The following is a 20,437-nucleotide window of genomic DNA, read 5'->3' as shown; positions in this document are numbered from 1 at the left end:
TAGGATCACCGGTACCACGAGCGAGGAGATGAGGATGAGCCACAACGATTCTGCGCGGGCTGGATCCGGCACCGCACCCGCACCGAGCGTGCAGCAGGACGGCCTGGAGCCCCGGCGTCAGCCGGGGGAGGTCGGCCTGGACACGGCTTCCCCGTCACCGGTGACCGTCCCGGAGGGATGGTTCCGCGCGGGTGCGGGGATAACCGTCCACAATGTCTCGCGGCCCACGATCGCCCCGTTCCTGCCCGCTCCGGAAACGGCCACGGGAGCCAGTGTCCTCATCGCCCCCGGCGGGGGATTCATGATGCTCTCCATGTCCGGGGAAGGCTGGGACGTGGCGCAGTGGCTTGCCTCACATGGAGTGGCTGCGTTCGTGCTGAAATACCGGCTGCTCCCCACCCCGGAGTACGCCGAGGGCGTCATGGCCCAGCTCATGCAGCGGGTGGGTACCCCGGAGGCCCAGGAGGATTCCGGGTGGTTCCAGGAGGGAGCGCGACTGGCTACCGAGGACGCCTTTGCGGCGCTGGACCACATCCGCGCGGAGGCCGGCCACTACGGAATCGATCCCCATCGGATCGGGATGCTGGGCTTCTCCGCCGGGGCGTTCACCGCCATGAACGTGGCGTGCACCGCCAATCCCGAGTCCATGCCGGATTTCCTGGCCTGCCTGTACGGCCCCTCGAGCACTCCGGAGCTGCCCGTCCCGGTGAATCCGCCTCCGCTGTGGGCCGCTCTCGCCGCGGACGACCCTTTGGTGGGGGACAGCGATTTTGGGCTGTTCAACGCGTGGCGGGCCCATGGAGGCACTGCGGAGTTCCATCTGCACGACGGCGGTGGTCACGGCTACGGATTCGCGGGGGTTGCCGGAACCACCACGAGCCGATGGCCCAGCATGTTCCTGGATTGGCTGCGGGTTCGGGGTGTGGCCTCCGAGAAGTGAGATCGCGTCGGCGTCGGTGATGCGTGCTCTCCGCGCGTTGGGCTCGCCCCCGCTGTTAGGCTACGGGTGTGCCCATGGGGGCACGACCCCCCTCGACGATCGGAGTCCTCCATGAAGGCCGTTCCCCAGCGCAGTGCCGGCATCCTCATCACCATGGGTGCCATGGCCGCCCTCCTGGGCATCATCACCGTTCTGGTCCCCATGGGGACCGCTGTGGCGCTCGTGATGATCTGGGGTGCCTACGCCCTGATCGAGGGCATCACCATGCTCATCGCGGTGTTCCGCGGCAAGTCCGCGCACGGTCGTTGGATGGGAATCATGGCGGGAATCGTCGGTGTGATCGTGGGCATCGCCGCCCTGATCCACCCCTTCGCCGGCGTGGCCACCTTCACCTTCCTGATCGGCATCTGGCTCCTGATCCGCGGCGTCGTCGATCTCGTGGCCGGCATCAAGGGGACCGCCGGGAAGAAGTCCCGCGTCTGGCTGATCATCAGCGCCGTCCTGTGGATCATCGGTGGCGTGCTGTTCATGGTCAACCCCGGGGTCGGCGCCCTCACCATCACCCTGTGGCTGGGGATCCTGGCCATCGCGTGGGGCGTTGCCCTGATCGTCGCCGGATTCTCCGTGCGCTCGCAGCGCAAGAAGATGGAGCAGGCGAACGCCTCCGCGTCCCGCGCGGGCGTCTGACAGACGCTTCCCGTTTCCTGCTGCCCCTCGAGGATCCGCACCGTGTTCAGAACAACCGCGCTGACCCGCCGCTCCCTGGCCATTGCCGTGGGGCAGGGCATCCTCGGCGGTGCCGTGGCGGCGGTGATGCTCGGGCTGATGCACTCGCTCCAGCACGCCATCTGGAGCTCCACCGACGCCCGGTGGCTGATCCCGCTCATCATCCTCACCGGCGGCGCGATCCTCGCCGTCCTGCACCACTGGGCCGCGGATGAAGGTCTCATCGAGCAGGTCAGCGACGCTGCCGACCCCGTGAGACTGCACCGGCGCCGCACCGCCTTCATGGCGCTGCGAGGTGTGGTGGCCGTGGGCTTCGGCGGGGCGATCGGCCCGGAGGCCAGCCTGATCGCGGTCATGGGGGAGATCTCCGCCCTCGTGACCACGCGGGTGGCACGCAACGAGGAGGAGGAGCGGCTGATAGGCCAGACCGGCACCTCGGCCTCGCTCGGTGCCCTGTACGGGGCACCCACGGGCTCCACGCTGTTCGAGCCGGACCGCAAGGAAAAGGCCGCGAGCCTCGCGAACATCATCGCGGGCGCCGTGGGTTTCATCAGCTTCCTGCTGGTCCACGACCTCTTCTCCGCACCGGGTCTCACGCTGGGTCTGCAGCACGTGGACCTGAGCGTGCGGGACGTGGCCGCCAGCGCCGTCGCCGCTCTGTTCGGTTCACTCCTCGCCGTGTTCTACATCGGCGTCCGCGGGCCGATCGGCGCCCTTGCCGCGAAGATCACCCGCCCCTGGGTGCGCATCATGGCGGGCACGGTCGTCTTCGCGGCGATGGCCACGGCGGTGCCCCAGATCCGCTTCTCGGGCCACGAGGACGTGGGCGGGGTGCTGGAGCTCGTGAGCGCCGGTGCGTGGTGGGCGCTGCTCGGAATTGCACTGCTGAAGATGGTGGCCACCGCGATCAACCTCACCACGGGCTGGCTGGGCGGCGACTTCTTCCCGCTGGTCCTGGCGGGTTCCGCCGCGGGAGTCCTGGCGTGCTCGTTCCTGGACCTTCCCGTGGAAGCTGCCGCCGTGGCCGGCATGGCTGCCGCGACCACCGTGGGGATGCGCAAACCCACGGCGGTGTTCATCATCGTGGTTCTGGTGAGCGGTGGCGTGGCGATCCCCGCGGCCATCATGGGGACCGCCGTGGGGCTGATCTTCTACGCGATCACGCCGGATCCGGCTCCGGTTCACTGACCGGCGGACCTCACTGCCGCTCGCGCTCGAACAGGGACAGCGTGCGCAGCATCTGACCCACGATCGGGTCCACCCCGTCCCGGTTCACCTCTTTCAACTGGCGCATCTCGTGGTGCAGCGCCTCCATCTCGGTGTCCATGGCGGCGGCGGTGTCTGCGGCGCTGATCAGGCGCCTGCGGAGGTCCTCAGGGACCTCTCCGGCGAGCTTGTAGTGGATCTTGTGCTCGAGGCTGGCCCAGAAGTCCATGGCGATGGTGCGGACCTGCACCTCCACGGGGACCACCTCCACCCGGGAGGACAGGAACACCGGCACCTTCACGATCAGGTGCAGACTGCGGTACCCGCTCTCCTTGGGCTCCCGGATGTAGTCCTTCTCCTGCACGAGCGTGAGGTCCTCCTGGGAGCACAGCATGTCCCGGACCCGGTAGACGTCGTGGGCGAACGAGCACGTGATCCGCACCCCGGCGATGTCCGTGAGGTTGGCCTTGATCTCCGCCAGGCTGTTCAGGCCGCGGGACTCCGCCTTGCGGTGCAGGCTGTCGAGGCTCTTGAGGCGGCTGCTGACGTGCTCGATCGGGTTGTAGTCGTGCACGGACGTGAACTCCCGGCGCAGCACCCGGACCTTGGTCTCGATCTCGTCGATCGCCGAGCGGTACGTGACCACGAAGTGCTCCACCTCCTCGCGGGTGGCGTGGAAGCGCTCGAGGGCGTTGAGCACGGGGCTCTGGGGAGTGTCCATGCGCCCATTATCGCCCGGTCTGCTGGTGGGACGTGCCCTGCGACGGCTGGAAGCCGTCAGAACATGCTGGTTCTCTCCTGAGGACTCCCGGGGGCTGTGGGCAATCGTTGCACGCCACCGGGTCACCGCCTCCGGCTGTGTGGTCACGGTCGGTCGCGGTTGCGCCCCGGGCCGGCCGCTAGGACCCGTCCCCCCGGCGTTTCAGCCGGTTCATCGCGTAGCCGAGCAGCGAGGGTGCCTCCTCGGGTTCGCGGGCCTCGGCGTTGCGCAGCCGGTCCTCACGCTTCTCCCGGTGGCGCCGCAGGTGGTCCTCGTAGCGCTTCTGGTTCAGGCGCTGCTGCTGCTGTTCCGCGGCCTCCACCTGCGGGTCGGGGGTGGCGCCGTTCGGCCAGTCGTCCGCGTCCACGCGCGTGATCGGGGCAGTGGCCTCCGTGGGGGCGCGTTCCGCCTCCACCACGCGGGGCAGCCGCCGCCGGACCGCCTCCCGCTCGGCGCGTTCGGCCAGGCGGCGCTGGGACTTGCTCTGCCGCCGCGGTTCCGCGTACCGCTCCCGGATCTGCTCGATCACGGGCAGCTCGTCCGTGGTCTCGTACGGTTCCTCCGGGTGCGCCGCGCCCCCGTGGTACGACGCCGCCGCCCGCTCCCGGCCGCGCGCGGGTGGCACCGCGGCGTCGTCGTCCGTGTAGTGGGAGACGCGCGGGGTGGGCCCCGTGTCGTAGGAGTGCTCCGGCAGCGGGGTGACGCGCGGGACGGGGCCGGTGTCCACCACGACCTCCGCGGGGGTCTCCCAGCGGGTGGCGGCGAACACGCGGTGGCTGCGCCAGCCCCGGAACAGCTTCCACCCCAGGTACGCGATGCCCAGCAGCAGCACCGTGGCGGGCTCGCCGTAGCCGGTGGAGTAGTAGACCGTGGCCACGAGCAGCGCCAGGATGCCCACCACGAGCGGCGCGAGGGCCACGGGGGACTGCACGGGCAGCAGTCCCAGCAGGTCTCGGCTGTAGCGGCTGTCGTGGTGGCGACCGTGCAGTGCGTGCGCGCGGATCTTCACGCCCGGTGGTGTGTGCTCGGTGAGTTTCAGGACCGTGACGGGCGGCTCGTCCGGATCGTCCGGGTTGAGCACCACCGTGCGCGAACGCCCGGCGGCCAGTGCGGCGCGCTGCGTCGCGGTGGCTCCCGCCAGCAGAAGGTAGCCGCCCATGGCGAGCAGGACGTACGGGACGAGCACCGCCAGCGCGAGCGTCACCACCCGCCACACCCAGCCGACGTCACCCGCCGGGAAGTTGCGGAACTGCAGGGGCCCGTGGGTGAACCACAGCAGGCCGGTGCCCGCCACGAGCGCGCCCAGGCCGTTGAGCACCGCGTGGACGCGCAGGCGCGGCCAGCCGCGGGCCGAACGCGCGGCCCGGCGTTGCTCGCGTGTGCGCATGGGTGCTCCTGGAGTCCCGGGGACGTGGGGGTGGTCTCAGGGTAAGCGGTGCGGCGGACACGCACGAGGTGCCCCGGGCGGGATGCCGGGGGCGGGATGCGCTCGCGGTGGGCGCAGGCTCGGGTGTCGGCCCGGGACACTGCGTGAGCACCCTAGGATCGGTGCGTGGCCCGCTTCCTCCTCGACGTCTCGCCCGTGCGCGAGATCCCCGCCTTCCGCCGGCTGTGGGCGGGCTCCACGCTGTCCATGCTGGGCAGCCAGTTCACGGTCATCGCCATCAGCCTGGAGGTCTTCGAGCTCACCCGCTCCACGTTCGCGGTGGGGCTCGTGGGGATCTTCGCCCTGGTGCCGCTGATCGTCGCGGGGCTCTACGGCGGGTCCATCGGGGACGCCCACGACCGCCGGCTGGCCGGGCTGTGGACCACCGTGGGACTGTTCGCCATGACCGTGGCGCTCGCCGCGCACGCGTGGCTGGACGTCCGCAGCGTGGGGGTGCTCTACGCGATCGTGTCCCTGCACTCCTTTGCCCAGGGCCTGGGCCAGCCCGTGCGCGGGGCCATCGTCCCCCGCCTGGTGCCCGCCCGCCAGCTGCCCGCGGCCAACGCGCTGTTCCAGCTGACCATGGGCTCGTGCCTGATGGTGGGGCCGCTGCTGGGTGCGTTCACGGTGGCGGGTCTGGGGTTCGCGTGGGCGTACACGCTGGACGCCCTGAGCTTCGCCGTGAGCCTGTGGGCCATGTACAAGCTCCCGCCGCTGCCGCCCGAGCCCGGCGAGGGCGGTGCCACCAGGGCGGGGTTCCGCTCGGTGGTGGAGGGCTTCCGCTTCCTGGCCACCCGTCCGAACCTGCGCATGACGTTCCTGCTGGACATCGCCGCCATGGTGTTCGCGATGCCGCGCGTGCTGTTCCCCGTGCTCGGGGCCTCCGTGTTGGGCGGGGACCAGGTCACGGTGGGTCTGCTCACCGCCTCCCTGGCCGCGGGCTCCGTGGTCGCGGGGGTGTTCTCAGGAACATTCATACGCATCAACCATCACGGCCGGGCCTGCGCCGCCGCCGTGGCGGGCTGGGCGGTCTGCATCATGGCGTTCGGCGGGGTGGTGCTGCTCGCGTCCGAGGGCGCCGGCGCGGACACCGCCTGGCCCCTCGTGCTCTCGTGCGCGACCCTCGTGGCCGCCGGGGTCATGGACTCCGTGTCCATGCTCTTCCGCACCACCATCCTGCAGGCCGCGACACCGGACGCCCTGCGCAGCAGGCTGCAGGGCATCTTCATCGTCGTCGTCGCCGGAGGGCCCCGCCTCGGGGACGCCGTGCTGGGTGCCGGGGGCCAGCTGCTCGGCCCGGGCTGGGCGGCGCTCGGCGGAGCGGCCGTGTGCCTGGTCCTCGTGCTGCTCCTGGTGCGCGCGTTCCCCGGCTTCCTGCGCTACGACGCACGAGACCCGCAGCCCTGATCCTCCCGGAACCGCCCGGGGGACGACGCCGCCCGGACCGCCGGTCGTGTCTGCGCACCGCCGCGCCGGTCACCCGAGCAGACGCGCCCGCCCCGCCGGTCCGCAGACAGCGCGGTCGTCGGCGCACGGGGGCGCCGTCCCCGTGGGCGCTGTCCGTGGGCCCCGCCTACCCTGGAGCGGTGCCCTCATCCCCCGCGCAGCAGCCCCCGCCCGACGACCCCTGTCAGTCCGTCCCTGACACCCCAGCCCCTGACACCCCAGCCCCTGACGCCCCAGCCCCTGGCGACCACTCAGCATCGTCCCGAGCTGCGACCTCGCCGGGAAGCGGCGGGGGCGCGCCGGGTGACCCCGCGGCGTCGGCTCCTTCCAGCGCTCCGGGTCTGAACCGGCAGATCCTCGCGCTCGCCGTGCCCGCGTTCGGGGCGCTGATCGCGGAGCCGCTGTTCCTGCTCGCGGACTCCGCGATCATCGGGCACCTGGGCACTGCCGAGCTCGCGGGTGTGGGGATCGCGTCCACCCTGGTGCAGACCGTGGTGGGACTCATGGTGTTCCTGGCCTACAGCACCACGCCCGCGGTGGCGCGCCATCTCGGGGCTGGACGGATGGCGGACGCCCTGCGCGTGGGCCGGGACGGGCTGTGGACCGCCGCCGGGCTGGGCATCCTCCTGGCGGCCGTGGGCGCGGTGGTGATGCGGCCCCTGCTGCGTGCGATGGGTGCGCAGGGGGAGGTGCTGGACCACGCGACGTCGTACGCGCTGTGGTCCCTGCCCGGCCTGGTGGCCATGCTGATCGTCCTCGCGGCGGTGGGGGTGCTGCGCGGGCTGCAGGACACCACCACCCCGCTGCTCGTCGCCGGTGTGGGTGCGGCAGTGAACGCCGGACTGAACGTCGCCCTGGTGTACGGCGCGGACCTGGGGGTCGCGGGTGCGGCGATCGGCACCAGCATCACGCAGTGGGGCATGGCCCTGACCTACCTGGTGATGCTGGGGCGCCGGTTCCGCGCGGAGGGCGTGGCGGTGCGGACCAGCTGGGAGGGGATCCGCGGGCACCTCACCGTGGGCTCGTGGCTCATGCTGCGCACCCTGTCCCTGAGGGTGGCGATCCTCTCCACCGTGGTGGTGGCCACCGCGCAGGGCGCCGAGAACCTGGCCGCGTACCAACTGACCATGACGATCTTCAACTTCCTGGCCTTCGCCCTGGACGCGCTCGCCATCGCCGCTCAGGCGCTGCTGGGCAAGGAGCTGGGTGCCCGGGACGTGAGCCGCCAGGAGGACCGGGAGGCGGTGCGGCTGCTCATGCGGCGGCTGCTGCGCTGGGGGCTGGGCTTCGGTGTGGTCACCGGACTGCTGGTGGGCGTGCTGGGCCCGCGGCTGGGGTTCCTCTTCACGGACTCGCAGGATGTGCAGGCACTGTTCGGCGTCTCCCTGCTGGTGGTCGTGGTGGGACAGCCGGTCGCGGCGTTCGTGTTCGTGCTCGACGGCGTGCTGATCGGCGCGGGGGACGCCCGATACCTGGCCCTGGCCGGGGTGGTGAACCTGGTGGTCTACCTCCCGCTGCTGGGGGCCGTGGCCCAGTGGGGCGGCACCGGAGTCACCGGGGCGGTCTGGCTGTGGCTCGCGTACGCCGGGGGCTACACGGGTGCCCGCGCGGCGACCCTGGGGTGGCGCATCCGCGGCTCGCGCTGGATGCTCGCCATGGCGTGAGGGCAGGGCGGCACCGCTCCGGCCCCGCGGGAGCCGCGGAGGGGTCCGGGAGGTGCCGCCGCGTGGAGGCGCGGCGGGGCAGAGTGCCGGGCCGAGCGGCGTCGTGCACCGGGGCGGCCCACGAGCACAGGGGCGACGTGTGGTGAACCGTTCCGTTCCCAGCTCACGGGACTACTGTTAAGGCATGAACAAAGACGTTCGCAACACCTCGTCCACCGCTCCCGTCCTCGTGGGCATCGACGGATCGGAGATCGCCCTGCGGGCTCTCGACCGTGCGCTCGCGGAGGCCCGTGCCCGCAACGTGGCCGTGCGCCTGCTCGGCGCGTTCCCCGTGGCCATCGTGGGGGAGCCCGAACTGGAGGCCCGCTACCGGGACGCTGTCAGCCAGGAGTGTGAGAACAACCTGCTGGCCGCCGTGGAGCACGCCCGACAGCAGGATCCGGAGATCCCGATCGACACGGTCACCGCCGAGGGCGACGCCGCCCGCTCCGTGCTGCGCGCCGCCAAGGACTGCTCCCTGGTGGTCATGGGCAAGCGCGGCCGGGGAGGCGCCCTTCGCGGCCGTCTGGGCTCGGTCTCCAACGCGGTGGCCGCCCACAGTCCGGTCCCCGTGATCGTGGTTCCGCCCGGGGCGCAGCAGGACTCCTCGGACCAGGAGCAGGCCCGCTCCGAGGCGCAGGAGGGGCAGGACGTCCAGCTCACCGAGCAGCAGGAGAAGGCGCGCGTCCCCGCGTCCGAGACGGACTTCTCCGGGACCGTGGTGGTGGGCGTGGACGCCGCCGGGGACGAGAACCCCGCGGTGGCCCAGGCCATCGAGTACGCCACGTCCCACGGGCTGGGGCTCAGCCTGGTGTCCGTGAACGGGGCGCTGTCCGGAACGCCCGAGTGGTTCCAGGACCAGTACAACCAGACCTACTACTTCGACGAGTCCCTCAAGAAGCTCTCGGCGCTGGCGCGCAGCATCGCGGAGCGGGCACCGGGCGTGCAGGTCTCCGACTACGCCTTCCTGGGCCGGCCGGGGCGCGTGCTCGTGCAGGCCTCCCGCACCGCGGACCTCGTGGTGGTGGGTTCCCGCGGGGTCGGAGGATTCACCGGCCTGCTCATGGGCTCCGTGTCCCAGGCCGTGCTGACCGGCGCCGCCGGACCCGTGATGGTGGTCCCCAGCAAGCGCTGAGCCCGCTCCGGCGCATCCCCTTTCCCGATCGAGACAAGCAGGTGCAGATTCATGACACAGAACATCGTGGTGGCGTACGACGGCTCCGACCACAGTGAGCGCGCTCTGGACTGGGCGATCGCGGAGTCCCAGCAGCGGCAGCTGCCCCTGAAGATCGTGCTCTCCACGGGGCGCCAGACCGGGCTGGACCAGTCCCTCTACGGTGCCTTTGCGGAGGCGTTGCAGGAGGAGTCGGAGAAGCTCGCCAAGCACGCCGTGGAGAAGGCGAGGACCGCGGGCGTGACCGCCCAGGGCATCATCGAGCGCGGTGACGCCGCCGGGGTCATCGTCTACGAGGCGCAGGACGCCGACATGGTGGTCATGGGCAAGCGCGGTCACCACGGGGTGCGCGGTCGGGTGGGCTCGGTCTCCGCGGCCGTGGCCTCCCACGCCAAGGTCCCGGTGGTCATTCTCCCGGAGAGCTGGAACCCCGAGGAGCGCGAGTCCCGCCCCGAGGGCGAGAGCTTCGCCGGCTGCGTGGTGGTGGGCGTGGACAAGCTCGGCACCGAGAACCCCGCGGTGCCGCTGGCCGCCCGCTACGCCACCGGGCACGGCCTCACGCTCGCGGTGGTCAGCGTGGTCCCCACCACCAGCTACCTGCCCATGAACTCCTACGAGCTGGACCGTGCGGTCCAGGAGCAGCTCAAGGCACCGGCGCAAGAGCTCACGGAGTCCGTGGCGCAGGAGCTGCGCGGCGACTTCCCGGACCTGGAGATCGTCACGCGCGTGCTGGACGGGCGCCCCGCAGACGCGCTCGTGGACGCCTCGCACACCGCGGACCTGATGGTCATGGGTACGCGCGGCTACGGCGGCTTCCGTGGTCTGCTCATGGGTTCCGTCTCCCAGGCCGTGCTGGCGGACGCGGACTCGCCGGTGATGGTGGTTCCCAGCGCACGCAGCTGACGCGTACGACGCCGCACGGCGGGCACACACGGGCCGGTTCCCTGGACCAGGGGGCCGGCCCGCGGTCGTGTCCGCCGGGACGTCGCGTCCAGGGCCGCCGGATGTGGTCCGGGACACGTCACGCACGTAGCCTGGACGGCACGAAGCGGCGCACCGCGCCGGACGCCGAGCCCGGGAGGATCCCGTGACCACCTCGAAGACCGCCCTGTCCCCTGCGTCGCGCGTGCTGCTCACGGCAGCGCTGGGCGCCTCCCTCGTGGCGGGCTCCGCGTTGCCCGCTCAGGCCCTGGAGGTTCCACCGCGCCCCGCCGAGGGGGCGGTCCAGGACCAGGCGGACCTGCTGACCACGCAGGAGGAGGCGGAGCTCAACCGGCTGATCGGGGACAAGAACAAGGAGAACGAGTACATCCGCGCCGCGGTGCTCACGGTGAACGACACCCAGGGCGAGGACATCGAGGAGTTCTCCCGCCGGGTCGCCACGGACTGGGGTGTGGGTGAGGACGGCCGCAACAACGGCGTGCTCGTGGTCGCGGACATGGGCGAGCGGGAGCTGCGCATCGAGGTGGCGGACGGCGCCCGCGAGGTGCTCTCGGACTCGGACGCCGAGAAGATCATGGAGCAGGAGCTCGAGCCCGGATTCAAGGACGAGGACTACGCCGGCGCGTTCACGGACACCGTCACGGAGGTCTACGACCAGGCGAACCCGCAGGCCGCCGCGGACCGGGAGGCCAAGAGCAACACCATTGTGGCGGTGGTGCTCGGCGCGCTCGGACTGGGCGGCGTGGTGACCGCACTCCTCGTCTGGGGTCACAGCCGCCGCACCAGGAAGATTCGTGAGCAGGCGGACCGGGAGATCGAGCAGTTCCAGCGCGAGCACCCGGAGGAGAACATCACGGAGGGCATGCGCCGTGCGTACTACCGCTACCGCGAGCAGAACCGCAAGGCCCCCGGGCTCAACGACACACCCGGCACCGCCAAGGACAAGGACGGGGTGGAGCGCGAGGTGCAGTACGCGCCGTCGTTCCAGTCCTGGCTGCCGCTGTACGTGATGTACCCGTCCGTCTACAGCGGGGCCTCGCACTCGTCCGGTTCCTCGGGATCCAGCTACGGCGGAGGCGCGTCCACCTCGTTCGGCGGCGGTGGCGGCTTCACCGGCGGCGGGGCGTCCGGCAGCTTCTGAGCACACCCGCGCCCGCGCGCAGGGGTGGGCGCGGGTGTGCTCAGACGGCGTCGAAGACGTTGAGGTAGCGCCGGATCCGTTCGTTGCCGGACGCGAAGAAGTCCTCCGGGGCGCCGTCGAACCCCACGCCGCCGTCCGCCAGGAACACGATCCTGTCCGCGACCCGGCGTGCGAAGCCGATGTTGTGGGTGACCACCACCAGGGAGCGGCGCTCTCGGGCCAGTTCCACCATGACCTTGATGACCTCGGCCTCCAGCTCGGGGTCCAGCGCGGAGGTGGGCTCGTCGAAGAGCAGGTAGTCCGGCTCCACCGCCAGGGCCCGGGCGATCGCCACGCGCTGCTGCTGACCGCCCGAGAGGTTGTCCGGGTACTCGTCCAGCCGGTGCGCCATGCCCACCTTGTCCAGCAGCTCCTCGGCGCGGGCGCGGGCGGCGGCCCGGTCGGTCTTGCCGTTGAGCACCGGGGGCATGGCCACGTTGTCCCGCACGCTCTGGTGGGGGAACAGGTTGTACCCCTGGAACACCATGGCCGAGCGGCGGCGGATGGCGGAGACCTGCTTGCGGGTGAGCGTCCCGCCGAATGTCACCGAGTCCCCGTTGATGCTCAGGCTGCCGGACTCCGGGATCTCCAGCAGGTTCATGGTGCGCAGCAGGGTGGACTTCCCGGACCCGGACGGTCCCAGCACCACGGTGGTCTCACCGTCCCGCAGGGACAGCGAGATGCCCTTCAGCACCGGGGTGGCGCCGAAGCTCTTGGAGACGTCGCGCAGCTCAAGCATGGGGGCTCCTCACGTAGCGGTTGGACGCCCGCTCCAGGCGGGACTGCAGGAAGGACAGGACGGTGAAGATGGCCAGGTAGATCACGGCCACCTCCGTGTAGAGCGCGAGCGGCTGGAACGTGGTGGCCGCGATCTGGCGGCCCACCTGGAACACGTCCGCCAGGGTGATGACCATGACCAGGGACGTGCCCTTGACCAGGTCGATCAGATCGTTGCCCAGCGGGGGCAGCGCGATCCGCAGCGCCTGGGGCGCGATCACGTGGCGGACGGTCTGCCACCCCGTGTAGTTCAGGGTCCGGGCGGCCTCGAGCTGGCCCCGCGGGATGGACTGCACGGAGGCCCGCAGGGTCTCCGCGGCGTAGGCGCCGGTGTTGAGGGTGAACGCGATGATCGCGGACGTCCACGCGGAGAGCGTGATCCCGGCGGCGGGCAGGCCGTAGAAGATGATGAACAGCTGCACCAGGATCGGGGTGCCCCTGAACAGCCACACGTAGAAGCGCGAGACCCACTGCAGCGGCAGGATCCGGCTCAGGCGCATGGTGGTCGCGAGCACCGCGACCACCAGGGCCAGCACGAAGGAGACGATGCTGAGCGGAATGGTCACCGTCACGGTGGCCGCCAGCAGCTGGGGCAGGGAATCGGCCCATAGGCTCAGGAAATCTGTCATGGCTCCGGGGTGAGGTCGGTGGACACGTACTTCTCGTAGATCTTCTTCAGATCTCCGTTGTCCATGTGGGTGGTCAGGGACGCGTCCACGGCCGAGCGCAGCCGCGGCTGGTTCAGGGGCATGAGCACCGCGGACTCCGAGGGCTCGCCGAGCGCGCCGTCCAGGAGGCGGATCTCGGCGTCCGGGCGCTGGTCGAAGAAGGACTGGAACGTCACGAAGTCGTTGCCGGTCATGTCCACGCGGCCGAAGGTCACCAGCATGACCGCTTCGTCGAAGCCCGTCACGGGCACCAGCTGGGCACCCTCCTGGGCCATGGTCTGGCCGAAGTTGGAAGTCTCCGTCTGGGCCGCGGTGTGCCCGGGCACCTGGTCCACGGAGGTCAGCGGGGAGTCCTTGGCGACCCCCACCCTCCCCTCGGAGACCGCGTACGGGATGGAGAAGTCGAACTTCTCCTTGCGCTTGTCGGTGGGGGCGATGTTGTTGAGCACCAGGTCGTAGCGCCCGGCGTCCACCCCGGCGATCAGCGAGTCCCACTGGGTCTCCACGAACGTGGCGCGCACACCGAGGTCCCGGGCGATCAGCTCCGCGATCTCCTTCTCGAAGCCCACCAGGGCCCCGGAGCCGTCGTGGTAGCCGTAGGGGCGGAACGTCCCCTCCATGCCGATGCGCACCTCGCCGGCGTCCTGGATCCGCCGCAGGGCGTCCTCGGCGGGCGCGGTGGTGGAACCGTCCGGAGCCCCGGGGTCCGAGGAGCAGGCCGCGAGGACGGTGCTGAGCCCCACCAGGCCGGTGGCGCCGAGGACGGCCCGCCGGGTCGGTCGGTGCGGTGACATGGCGATCCCCGCGCTCAGGCCGCGTCGAGGGCCTGGGTGAGGTCCGCGAGCAGGTCCTCGACGTCCTCGATGCCCACGGCCACGCGCAGCAGGTTCTCGGTCAGGTGGGCGGTCTCCCTGTCCTCGGGGGAGTACGCCCCGTGGGTCATGGAGGTGGGGAGGCAGATCAGTGACTCGATCCCGCCCAGGCTCACGGCGAATCCGAAGATCTCCAGTGCGCCCAGGAACGCGCGGACGTCCTTGCCCGGCACGAGCTCGAACGAGAACAGCCCTCCGGGGCCGTCCGCCTGGGACTGCTGGATCCGGGCCTCGGCGTCGTCGTACGAGCCCGGCACGAGAACACGCGCCACCTCGGGGCGCCCGCGCAGGAACTCCACGATCTTCCGGGCGTTCTCCTGCTGGCGGTCCAGGCGGATCCCCAGGGTCTTCACCGACTGGATCAGCCGGTACGAGTCGATGGGGGACAGCACCCCGCCCGAGATCATCTGGTCCAGGTGCACCTGCTCGGCCAGGGCGTCGTCGTTCGTGCTCACGACGCCGCCCAGCAGGTCCCCGTGCCCGCCCAGGTACTTGGTGGCGGACTGCACGGTGACGTCCGCGCCCAGCTCCAGGGGACGCTGCAGGTAGGGCGTGAGGAAGGTGTTGTCCACGACCACCTGGGCTCCGTGGCGGTGGGCCAGCTCCACCACGCGGCGGATGTCGGTCACGCGCAGCGTGGGGTTGGAGGGGGTCTCCAGGAACACCATGCGGGTGCTCTCGTCGAAGTCCTCGTCCGTGAGCTGGTTGAGGTCGTCGTGGAAGCGGGTGGTGACACCGCGCTTGGGCAGCTCGATGGTGGCCCAGCGGTAGTTCCCGCCGTACACGGGCAGGCCCATGATGATCGAGTCACCGGAGTGCAGGGTGCCCAGCACGGCGCCCGTGGCCGCCATGCCGGTGGAGAACGCGAACGCGTGCCGCGCCCCCTCGAGGGCGGCCAGCGTGGTCTCGACGTCGGTGCGGGTGGGGTTGGACCCGCGCTGGTACTCGAACGGCCCCTCCCCGCCCTCGGTGGGCTGCAGGAAGGTGGACGCGGTGTGGATCGGGGGCACCACGGCGCCCAGGGCGACGTCGTGCAGCGCGTGGATGGTGCGAGTGGTGAAGCCTGCCAAGAGATCCTCCGTCGACGTGGTCAAGGGAGTCAGGTCTACACCGTGCCGCCCGGTGGGCGCTACCCGTGTTGCGCCGGATGTCGCGCGGCGTCCTGCAGCAGCAGCCGGTGCAGCGTGGTGTCCCCCATGAGCTCGGGGTGGAAGCTGATGCCCAGGATGTTCCCCTGCCGCACCGCGACCACCGCGTCCCCGTGCGTGGCGAGCACCTCCACGCCCGCGCCGCGGCGGGTGACCTCCGGTGCACGGATGAAGGCGGCCTTCAGGTGGTCTCCGGGGTTGACGACGTCGCTCGGCGGGCCCAGCCACGGCAGGTCCACTTCCGCAGAGGCCACCTGCGAGCCGAACGCGTTGCGGTTCACGCTCACGTCCAGCACACCGAGGGACTGCTGACCCGGTGCCGGGTCCTCGATCCCCGAGGACAGCATGATGAGCCCCGCACACGTCCCGAGCGTGGGCAGCCCGCCGCGGATCGCCTCCTGCAACGGCTCGAACAGCCCGAACGTGCGGCACAGCCGGTCCACGGTGGAGGACTCCCCACCGGGCAGGATGAGGGCTTCGATGCCGTCCAGGTCCTCCGGGGCGCGCACCTTCACGGCACGGGCGCCCAGGGACTCCACGGCGCGCACGTGCTCGACCACCCCGCCCTGCAGGGCGAGCACGCCCACCACGGGCTGCTCGCTCCCGTCGGGCGTGACGACCACGGTGCTCGTGCCCGAGGCGGCATCGGTGCCGCGGCGTGCCGACCCTGCCGCACCCGTGGTCTGCTCGGCCACCGCGGTGGACTCGCCGTCCACGGGGGACGACGCCGCCTCCCCGGCCCGCGCGCCCGAGGTGGGGAGGGCGGCGGTGGCCGGGAGGGCGGCGTCGTCGGTCATGGGGTGCTGCGAGCGGGGCTCGCTCACCAGCCCCGCTCCGCGAGGCGGTGCGGCGCGGGGAGGTCCGCCACGTTGATGCCCACCATGGCCTCGCCCAGGCCGCGGGAGGCGTCCGCGATGCGGGCGGGGTCGTCGTAGTAGGCGGTCGCGGCCACGATCGCGCGGGCACGCTCGGCGGGGTTGCCGGACTTGAAGATGCCCGAGCCCACGAACACGCCGTCCGCGCCCAGCTGCATCATCATCGCGGCGTCCGCGGGGGTGGCCACGCCGCCGGCGGTGAACATCACGACCGGCAGGGACCCGGTGCGGGCCACCTCGGCCACGAGCTCGTAGGGTGCCTGCAGCTCCTTGGCCTTCACGTACAGGGCGTCCGGCGCGGCGGTGCAGAGCGCCTGCAGCTCCGCGATCTGCGCGCGGATGGTGCGGATGTGCTTGGTGGCCTCGGAGACGTCACCCGTGCCGGCCTCGCCCTTGGAGCGGATCATGGCCGCACCCTCGGTGATCCGGCGCAGCGCCTCACCCAGGTTGGTGGCGCCGCACACGAACGGGACGTCGAAGCGGTGCTTGTCGATGTGGTTGGCGTAGTCCGCGGGGGAGAGCACCTCGGACTCGTCGATGTAGTCCACCTTGAGGTGCTGCAGCACCTGCGCCTCCACGAAGTGCCCGATCCGGGCCTTGGCCATCACGGGGATGGAGACGGTGTCGATGATGGACTCGATGAGGTCCGGATCGCTCATGCGGGCCACGCCGCCCTGCGAGCGGATGTCCGCGGGCACGCGCTCCAGTGCCATCACGGCCACCGCGCCGGCGTCCTCGGCGATCCGCGCCTGCTCCGCGGTGACCACGTCCATGATCACGCCGCCCTTGAGCATGTCCGCGAGGCCGCGCTTCACGAGGCGCGAGCCGGTCACGGGGGTGGGGTTCTGGGCGGAGGTCTGGGAAGTCTCAGTCATGGAGTCCATCCTGTCGCGGGGAAGTGGTCCAGTGACAGGGCCATAATCGACGGGAACGTTTGGTCCAGTTGCCGCTCGGTCGTAGTGAGCAAAAATAGGGAAATCGTGGCAGGTATATAAAGTTTCCTATACCCGCATAGAATTTCCTGCATGGACCTCGCTGCCAACCCCTACAGCCCCGGCTCGGGCCTGCGCCCGAAAGTCCTCAGCGGCCGCAAGGCGGAAGTCGAGGCCTTCGACCTCCTGATCGCCCGTACCAAGCTGCGCCGCCCCAACCGGGGAATGGTCTTCACCGGGCTGCGCGGCGTGGGCAAGACCGTGCTCCTGAACGTTCTCCGGGCCCAGGCAGACCATCACGGCTGGCTCACGGTCCAGTTGGAGGGTCGTCCGGAGGGACGGGGCCGGGAAGAAGTGAGGGACAGGCTCTCCCGTGAGCTCATCGTCGCCGCCCGGCGGCACCACGGGCGTCACCCGGGACCCCGCTTCGCGGAAGCCTTGGCCACCATCCAGTCCTTCAGCGTCTCGGTGGGCCCCGGTGGGGTGTCCGCAGGGGTGGATCTGAGGGGCGGGCGGGCCAATTCCGGGCGTCTGGACGTGGACCTGGAAGAACTCGTGGCGGACCTCAGCGAACCTCTCGGGGCTGAGCACAGTGCCTTCGGCCTGTTCATCGACGAGATGCAGGACCTGGATCCGGATCTGATGAGTGCCATCATCACGGTGCAGCACATCGCTGGGCAGCGGGAGTGGCCGTTCTACCTCATCTGCGCGGGACTGCCCACCTTGCCCGCGACCCTCAGCGCCGCACGCAGCTACGCAGAGCGCCTCTTCGACTACCGGAGCATCGGACCGCTGAGCCGAGAGGCGGCGGGTCATGCCCTGTCCAGGCCCGCGAAGGAGGTCGGTGCAACCTTCGAGCCCGAGGCTCTCGATGCGCTCGTCTCCGCCACGGGCGGCTATCCCTACTTCATCCAGGAGTTCGGCCAGGCCGTGTGGGAGGTCGCCCCGTCCACTCCTTTCACCGCTGAGGATGCCGAGCTGGCCATCCAGCGGGGGTGGGCGCAACTGGACGCCGGGTTCTTCCCCGCACGGTGGGGACGGGCCACTGGCAGAGAGCGTCAGTACATGAGCGCCATGGCACAGGATGGCGACGGGCCGTCGAGAACCGGTGAGTTGGCGGCACGCCTCGGTGTCACCACGAGCACGCTCGGTCCCACCCGCGCGCAGCTGCTTCACAAGGGCGTGATCTACGCACCTGAGCACGGGAAGGTGGCCTTCACGGTGCCTGGCATGGCCGGATACATCGCTCGGCAGTTCGGGGCATGAGGCACCCCCGGGACATCGACCTGCCCCTCACCGTGGACCGCACCTCCGGGGTGCCCCTGGGCGAGCAGCTGGTGCGTCAGGTCCGTGACCTCGCGGCGCGCGGCGTGCTCCGCCCCGGTGACCCGCTGCCCTCCTCCCGGGCGCTCGCGGCCCGCCTGGGCACCTCCCGCGGCACCGTGACTGCGGCGTGGGACGTCCTCACGGGGGAGGGCTACCTGGTGGCGGACCGTGGCGCCACCCGGATCACGCCGTCCCTGCACCTGGACCCGGAGAACGCACCGGCACCGACGACGCCCCCAGCCCGCACGACGCCGCTCCCAGCCCGTACGACGCCGCGCCGGCCCCTCCCCGTGCCGCCCCCGTCCCAGACGCCCCCGCCCCGCGCGACCCCGCCCGCCCGCACGACCACGCCCCGCCGCACGGCCCCACGGGACCCCACGACGCCGCCCGCCCGCCCGGGCGCCGCGCGGCGCCCCCGGTCTGCCGCAGCACCACCAGGGACCCCGCTCCCGAGTGTGACCACCGTGGGCGCGGGCCGGGTCCTCGACCTGCGCCCGGGCACGGGACCCGTCACCGCCCTGGACACCCCCGCGTGGCGCGGTGCGTGGCGGGACGCCGCGGGCGCCACTGCTCGGGGTGAGACGGCGGGGGCGTCCCTCCAGGAGCACCTCTCGGCGTACCTGCGCCTCAGCCGCGGCATCGTGCGTGCCCCGGAGGACATCCTGGTCACGGCCGGGGTCCGGGACGGGCTGCAGCTGGTGCTGCGGGTGCTCGGGCTCGCGCGGCGTCGCACCCTGCGGGTGGCTGTGGAGAACCCCGGCTACCCCGCGCTGCGCCGGGTGGTGGAGGCCACCGGGCACACCGCCCTGCCCGTGACCGTGGACCACCACGGTCTGGACCCCGCCGCCCTGCCCACCGGACGCTGGGGTGGTGCGAGCCGCTGGGACGTGAGCGCTGCCCCGGACGTGCTGGTGCTCACCCCGGGCCACCAGTACCCGCTGGGCGGCACCATGCCCGTGAGCCGCCGCGCGGAGCTGCTGGCCTGGGCGCGTGAGCACGGTGCGGTGGTCATCGAGGACGACTACGACTCCGAGCTGCGCCACACCGGCCAGCCCCTGCCCGCCCTCGGGGCCCTGGACACCGCGCGGGACACCGTGGTCACGCTCGGCAGCTTCGCCAAGGTGCTCGGCAGCTCCGTGGGGGTGGGGCACCTGGTGGCCCCCGATCCGCTGCTGCCGGATCTGCTCCGGGCGCGGGAGGACCTGGGCTCGCCGGTGTCCCGCGTGGCGCAGGACGCGATCGCCCGGTTCATGGACACCGGAGAGTTCCAGCGCCACACCGCGCGCATGCGCCGTTCCTTCCGACGACGCCGCTCGCTCGTCTCGGACGCGCTCGCGGACCTCCCCGGCGTGGTCGTGGTGCCCATGGCCGGTGGCGCGCACGCGGTGGTCGAGGTCCCGGACGAGGACGCCGCGGTGGCCCGGGCCCGTGAGCGGGGCGTGCTGGTGAGCGGACTCGGGGAGTACTGGACGGGACGTGCACGCCCCGCGGGCCGGACGCGGGCGGCGTCGTCTTCCGGGGGGGGACTGGTGCTGGGGCTGACCGCGCGGGACGAGGATCTCGCGCAGGGTGCGGCGGTGCTGCGGGAGGTGCTGAGCGGGGCCCCGGTCGTGGAGGCTCCGGACGCGGGGGCTCCCACCAGGGACGCTCGGTAGACTGGCGGAAACACCCACGGCAGATTCAGGAGTTCCGGCGTGCCCCCACAGATTTCCGCACCGCGCGGCGGCGAGAACCGCGCCGTCCGGGGAACCGACGTGCGCCACGACCTCTGGGCGCCCACGCTGGTGCGCGCCGTGGTGGCGCTCGTGTTCGCGGCGGTCACCGTGTTCTGGCAGGAGCCGTCGCTCGAGGCCGGGCGCTGGGTCATGGCGTTCTTCCTGGTGGGAACCGGGGCGTCCGCGATCTTCCTGCAGGTGCGCCTGAACCGCCGCGAGGACGTGGACCTCGGGGCCAGCCGGTCCATTCCGCAGTCCTACGGCGTGCTGTACGTCCTGGGTGGTGTGCTCACCGCAGTGGTGGCCCAGAGCAACTGGTTGTTCGTCCTGCTGTCCTCGGTGATCCTGGCGCTGTGCGGGATCACGGAACTCGTGCTCGGCATGCGCTTCCGCGGGCAGTTCCCGCTGGGGCGGGACTGGACCCTGTGCGGTGCGATCACCGTGTTCGCCGCCATGGGCATGGTGCTCGTGGAGACCCTCGGGGCCAAGGCCGAGCTGGGCGTGGTGGGCGGTGCCGCCATCCTGATCGGTGTCACCCAGCTGATCGCCGCGCTGAGCCTGCGCCACGACGCGCGGGTGGCGGACGGCCCCGCCGCGGGCCCGGCCCGCGAGGCCTGACGG

19 protein-coding genes are annotated in these 20,437 nt (G+C 71.6%); 11 read left to right on the top strand and 8 right to left on the bottom strand.

Going from position 1 to position 20,437, the window contains the following annotated elements; all coding sequences use genetic code 11:
* Window positions 1–34: 34 nt before the first annotated feature.
* From AABM36_RS01760 to AABM36_RS01750, 3 genes are all read left to right on the top strand, one after another.
* Window positions 35–940 (top strand): alpha/beta hydrolase, encoded by a 906-nt coding sequence (locus AABM36_RS01760; protein WP_423446957.1) that lies wholly within the window; start codon window positions 35–37, stop codon window positions 938–940.
* 111 nt (window positions 941–1,051) lie between these two features.
* Window positions 1,052–1,627: an HdeD family acid-resistance protein gene (locus AABM36_RS01755; protein ID WP_423446955.1), complete on the top strand. Its 576-nt coding sequence runs from the start codon at window positions 1,052–1,054 to the stop codon at window positions 1,625–1,627.
* 42 nt (window positions 1,628–1,669) lie between these two features.
* Window positions 1,670–2,854 (top strand): chloride channel protein, encoded by a 1,185-nt coding sequence (locus tag AABM36_RS01750; protein WP_423446953.1) that lies wholly within the window; start codon window positions 1,670–1,672, stop codon window positions 2,852–2,854.
* Window positions 2,855–2,864: 10 nt separating this feature from the next.
* Here AABM36_RS01750 and AABM36_RS01745 read toward each other — a convergent pair whose 3' ends face one another.
* Both AABM36_RS01745 and AABM36_RS01740 read right to left on the bottom strand, forming a co-directional pair.
* Entirely contained in the window at window positions 2,865–3,593 is a 729-nt protein-coding gene (locus AABM36_RS01745; protein ID WP_423446951.1) for a GTP pyrophosphokinase, read from the bottom strand.
* 178 nt (window positions 3,594–3,771) lie between these two features.
* Window positions 3,772–5,019 (bottom strand): hypothetical protein, encoded by a 1,248-nt coding sequence (locus AABM36_RS01740; protein ID WP_423446949.1) that lies wholly within the window; start codon window positions 5,017–5,019, stop codon window positions 3,772–3,774.
* Window positions 5,020–5,184: 165 nt separating this feature from the next.
* Between AABM36_RS01740 and AABM36_RS01735 the strand changes: the two genes are divergently transcribed.
* The 5 genes from AABM36_RS01735 (at window position 5,185) to AABM36_RS01715 (ending at window position 11,464) form a co-directional block, all read left to right on the top strand.
* Complete coding sequence (locus AABM36_RS01735) at window positions 5,185–6,465, top strand: MFS transporter (RefSeq protein ID WP_423446947.1); 1,281 nt, start codon at window positions 5,185–5,187, stop codon at window positions 6,463–6,465.
* A gap of 407 nt (window positions 6,466–6,872) precedes the next feature.
* Window positions 6,873–8,168, top strand: a complete 1,296-nt coding sequence (locus AABM36_RS01730; RefSeq protein ID WP_423446945.1) for an MATE family efflux transporter — start codon at window positions 6,873–6,875, stop codon at window positions 8,166–8,168.
* 184 nt (window positions 8,169–8,352) lie between these two features.
* Window positions 8,353–9,342 carry a universal stress protein gene (locus AABM36_RS01725; protein ID WP_423446943.1) on the top strand — a complete coding sequence of 330 codons (990 nt, stop codon included), beginning with the start codon at window positions 8,353–8,355 and terminating at the stop codon, window positions 9,340–9,342.
* A gap of 51 nt (window positions 9,343–9,393) precedes the next feature.
* Window positions 9,394–10,284 carry a universal stress protein gene (locus AABM36_RS01720; protein WP_423446941.1) on the top strand — a complete coding sequence of 297 codons (891 nt, stop codon included), beginning with the start codon at window positions 9,394–9,396 and terminating at the stop codon, window positions 10,282–10,284.
* Window positions 10,285–10,468: 184 nt separating this feature from the next.
* Entirely contained in the window at window positions 10,469–11,464 is a 996-nt protein-coding gene (locus tag AABM36_RS01715) for a TPM domain-containing protein (protein WP_423446939.1), read from the top strand.
* A gap of 40 nt (window positions 11,465–11,504) precedes the next feature.
* Here AABM36_RS01715 and AABM36_RS01710 read toward each other — a convergent pair whose 3' ends face one another.
* From AABM36_RS01710 to pdxS, 6 genes are all read right to left on the bottom strand, one after another.
* Complete coding sequence (locus AABM36_RS01710) at window positions 11,505–12,242, bottom strand: amino acid ABC transporter ATP-binding protein (protein ID WP_259905553.1); 738 nt, start codon at window positions 12,240–12,242, stop codon at window positions 11,505–11,507.
* Complete coding sequence (locus AABM36_RS01705) at window positions 12,235–12,909, bottom strand: amino acid ABC transporter permease (RefSeq protein ID WP_019309736.1); 675 nt, start codon at window positions 12,907–12,909, stop codon at window positions 12,235–12,237. The genes AABM36_RS01710 and AABM36_RS01705 overlap by 8 nt, the downstream gene beginning before the upstream one ends.
* A complete protein-coding gene (locus AABM36_RS01700; RefSeq protein WP_423446936.1) occupies window positions 12,906–13,742 on the bottom strand; it encodes an amino acid ABC transporter substrate-binding protein in 837 nt (278 codons plus the stop codon). The genes AABM36_RS01705 and AABM36_RS01700 overlap by 4 nt, the downstream gene beginning before the upstream one ends.
* 14 nt (window positions 13,743–13,756) lie before the next feature.
* The gene (locus AABM36_RS01695; RefSeq protein WP_423446934.1) at window positions 13,757–14,890 is read right to left on the bottom strand and encodes a trans-sulfuration enzyme family protein; all 1,134 of its coding nucleotides are present in this window, start codon (window positions 14,888–14,890) and stop codon (window positions 13,757–13,759) included.
* 59 nt (window positions 14,891–14,949) lie between these two features.
* The gene (pdxT, locus tag AABM36_RS01690; RefSeq protein WP_423447885.1) at window positions 14,950–15,591 is read right to left on the bottom strand and encodes a pyridoxal 5'-phosphate synthase glutaminase subunit PdxT; all 642 of its coding nucleotides are present in this window, start codon (window positions 15,589–15,591) and stop codon (window positions 14,950–14,952) included.
* Window positions 15,592–15,788: 197 nt separating this feature from the next.
* A complete protein-coding gene (pdxS, locus tag AABM36_RS01685) occupies window positions 15,789–16,718 on the bottom strand; it encodes a pyridoxal 5'-phosphate synthase lyase subunit PdxS (RefSeq protein ID WP_423446932.1) in 930 nt (309 codons plus the stop codon).
* Between the two features lie 150 nt (window positions 16,719–16,868).
* Between pdxS and AABM36_RS01680 the strand changes: the two genes are divergently transcribed.
* The 3 genes from AABM36_RS01680 to AABM36_RS01670 are packed head-to-tail and all read left to right on the top strand — an operon-like array spanning window position 16,869 to window position 20,434.
* Entirely contained in the window at window positions 16,869–18,041 is a 1,173-nt protein-coding gene (locus tag AABM36_RS01680; RefSeq protein WP_423446930.1) for an ATP-binding protein, read from the top strand.
* Window positions 18,038–19,756, top strand: coding sequence for a PLP-dependent aminotransferase family protein (locus AABM36_RS01675; RefSeq protein ID WP_423446928.1), 1,719 nt, complete (start codon window positions 18,038–18,040; stop codon window positions 19,754–19,756). The genes AABM36_RS01680 and AABM36_RS01675 overlap by 4 nt, the downstream gene beginning before the upstream one ends.
* A gap of 39 nt (window positions 19,757–19,795) precedes the next feature.
* On the top strand, window positions 19,796–20,434 hold the full coding sequence (locus AABM36_RS01670; protein ID WP_423446926.1) for a hypothetical protein: 639 nt from the start codon (window positions 19,796–19,798) through the stop codon (window positions 20,432–20,434).
* Window positions 20,435–20,437: the final 3 nt, after the last annotated feature.

Origin of the sequence: Kocuria sp. KSNUG (assembly GCF_049532735.1) — a bacterium.
GTDB classification, from domain to species: Bacteria; Actinomycetota; Actinomycetes; order Actinomycetales; family Micrococcaceae; genus Kocuria; species Kocuria rhizophila.
This window is presented reverse-complemented; position numbering and strand designations above follow the sequence as displayed.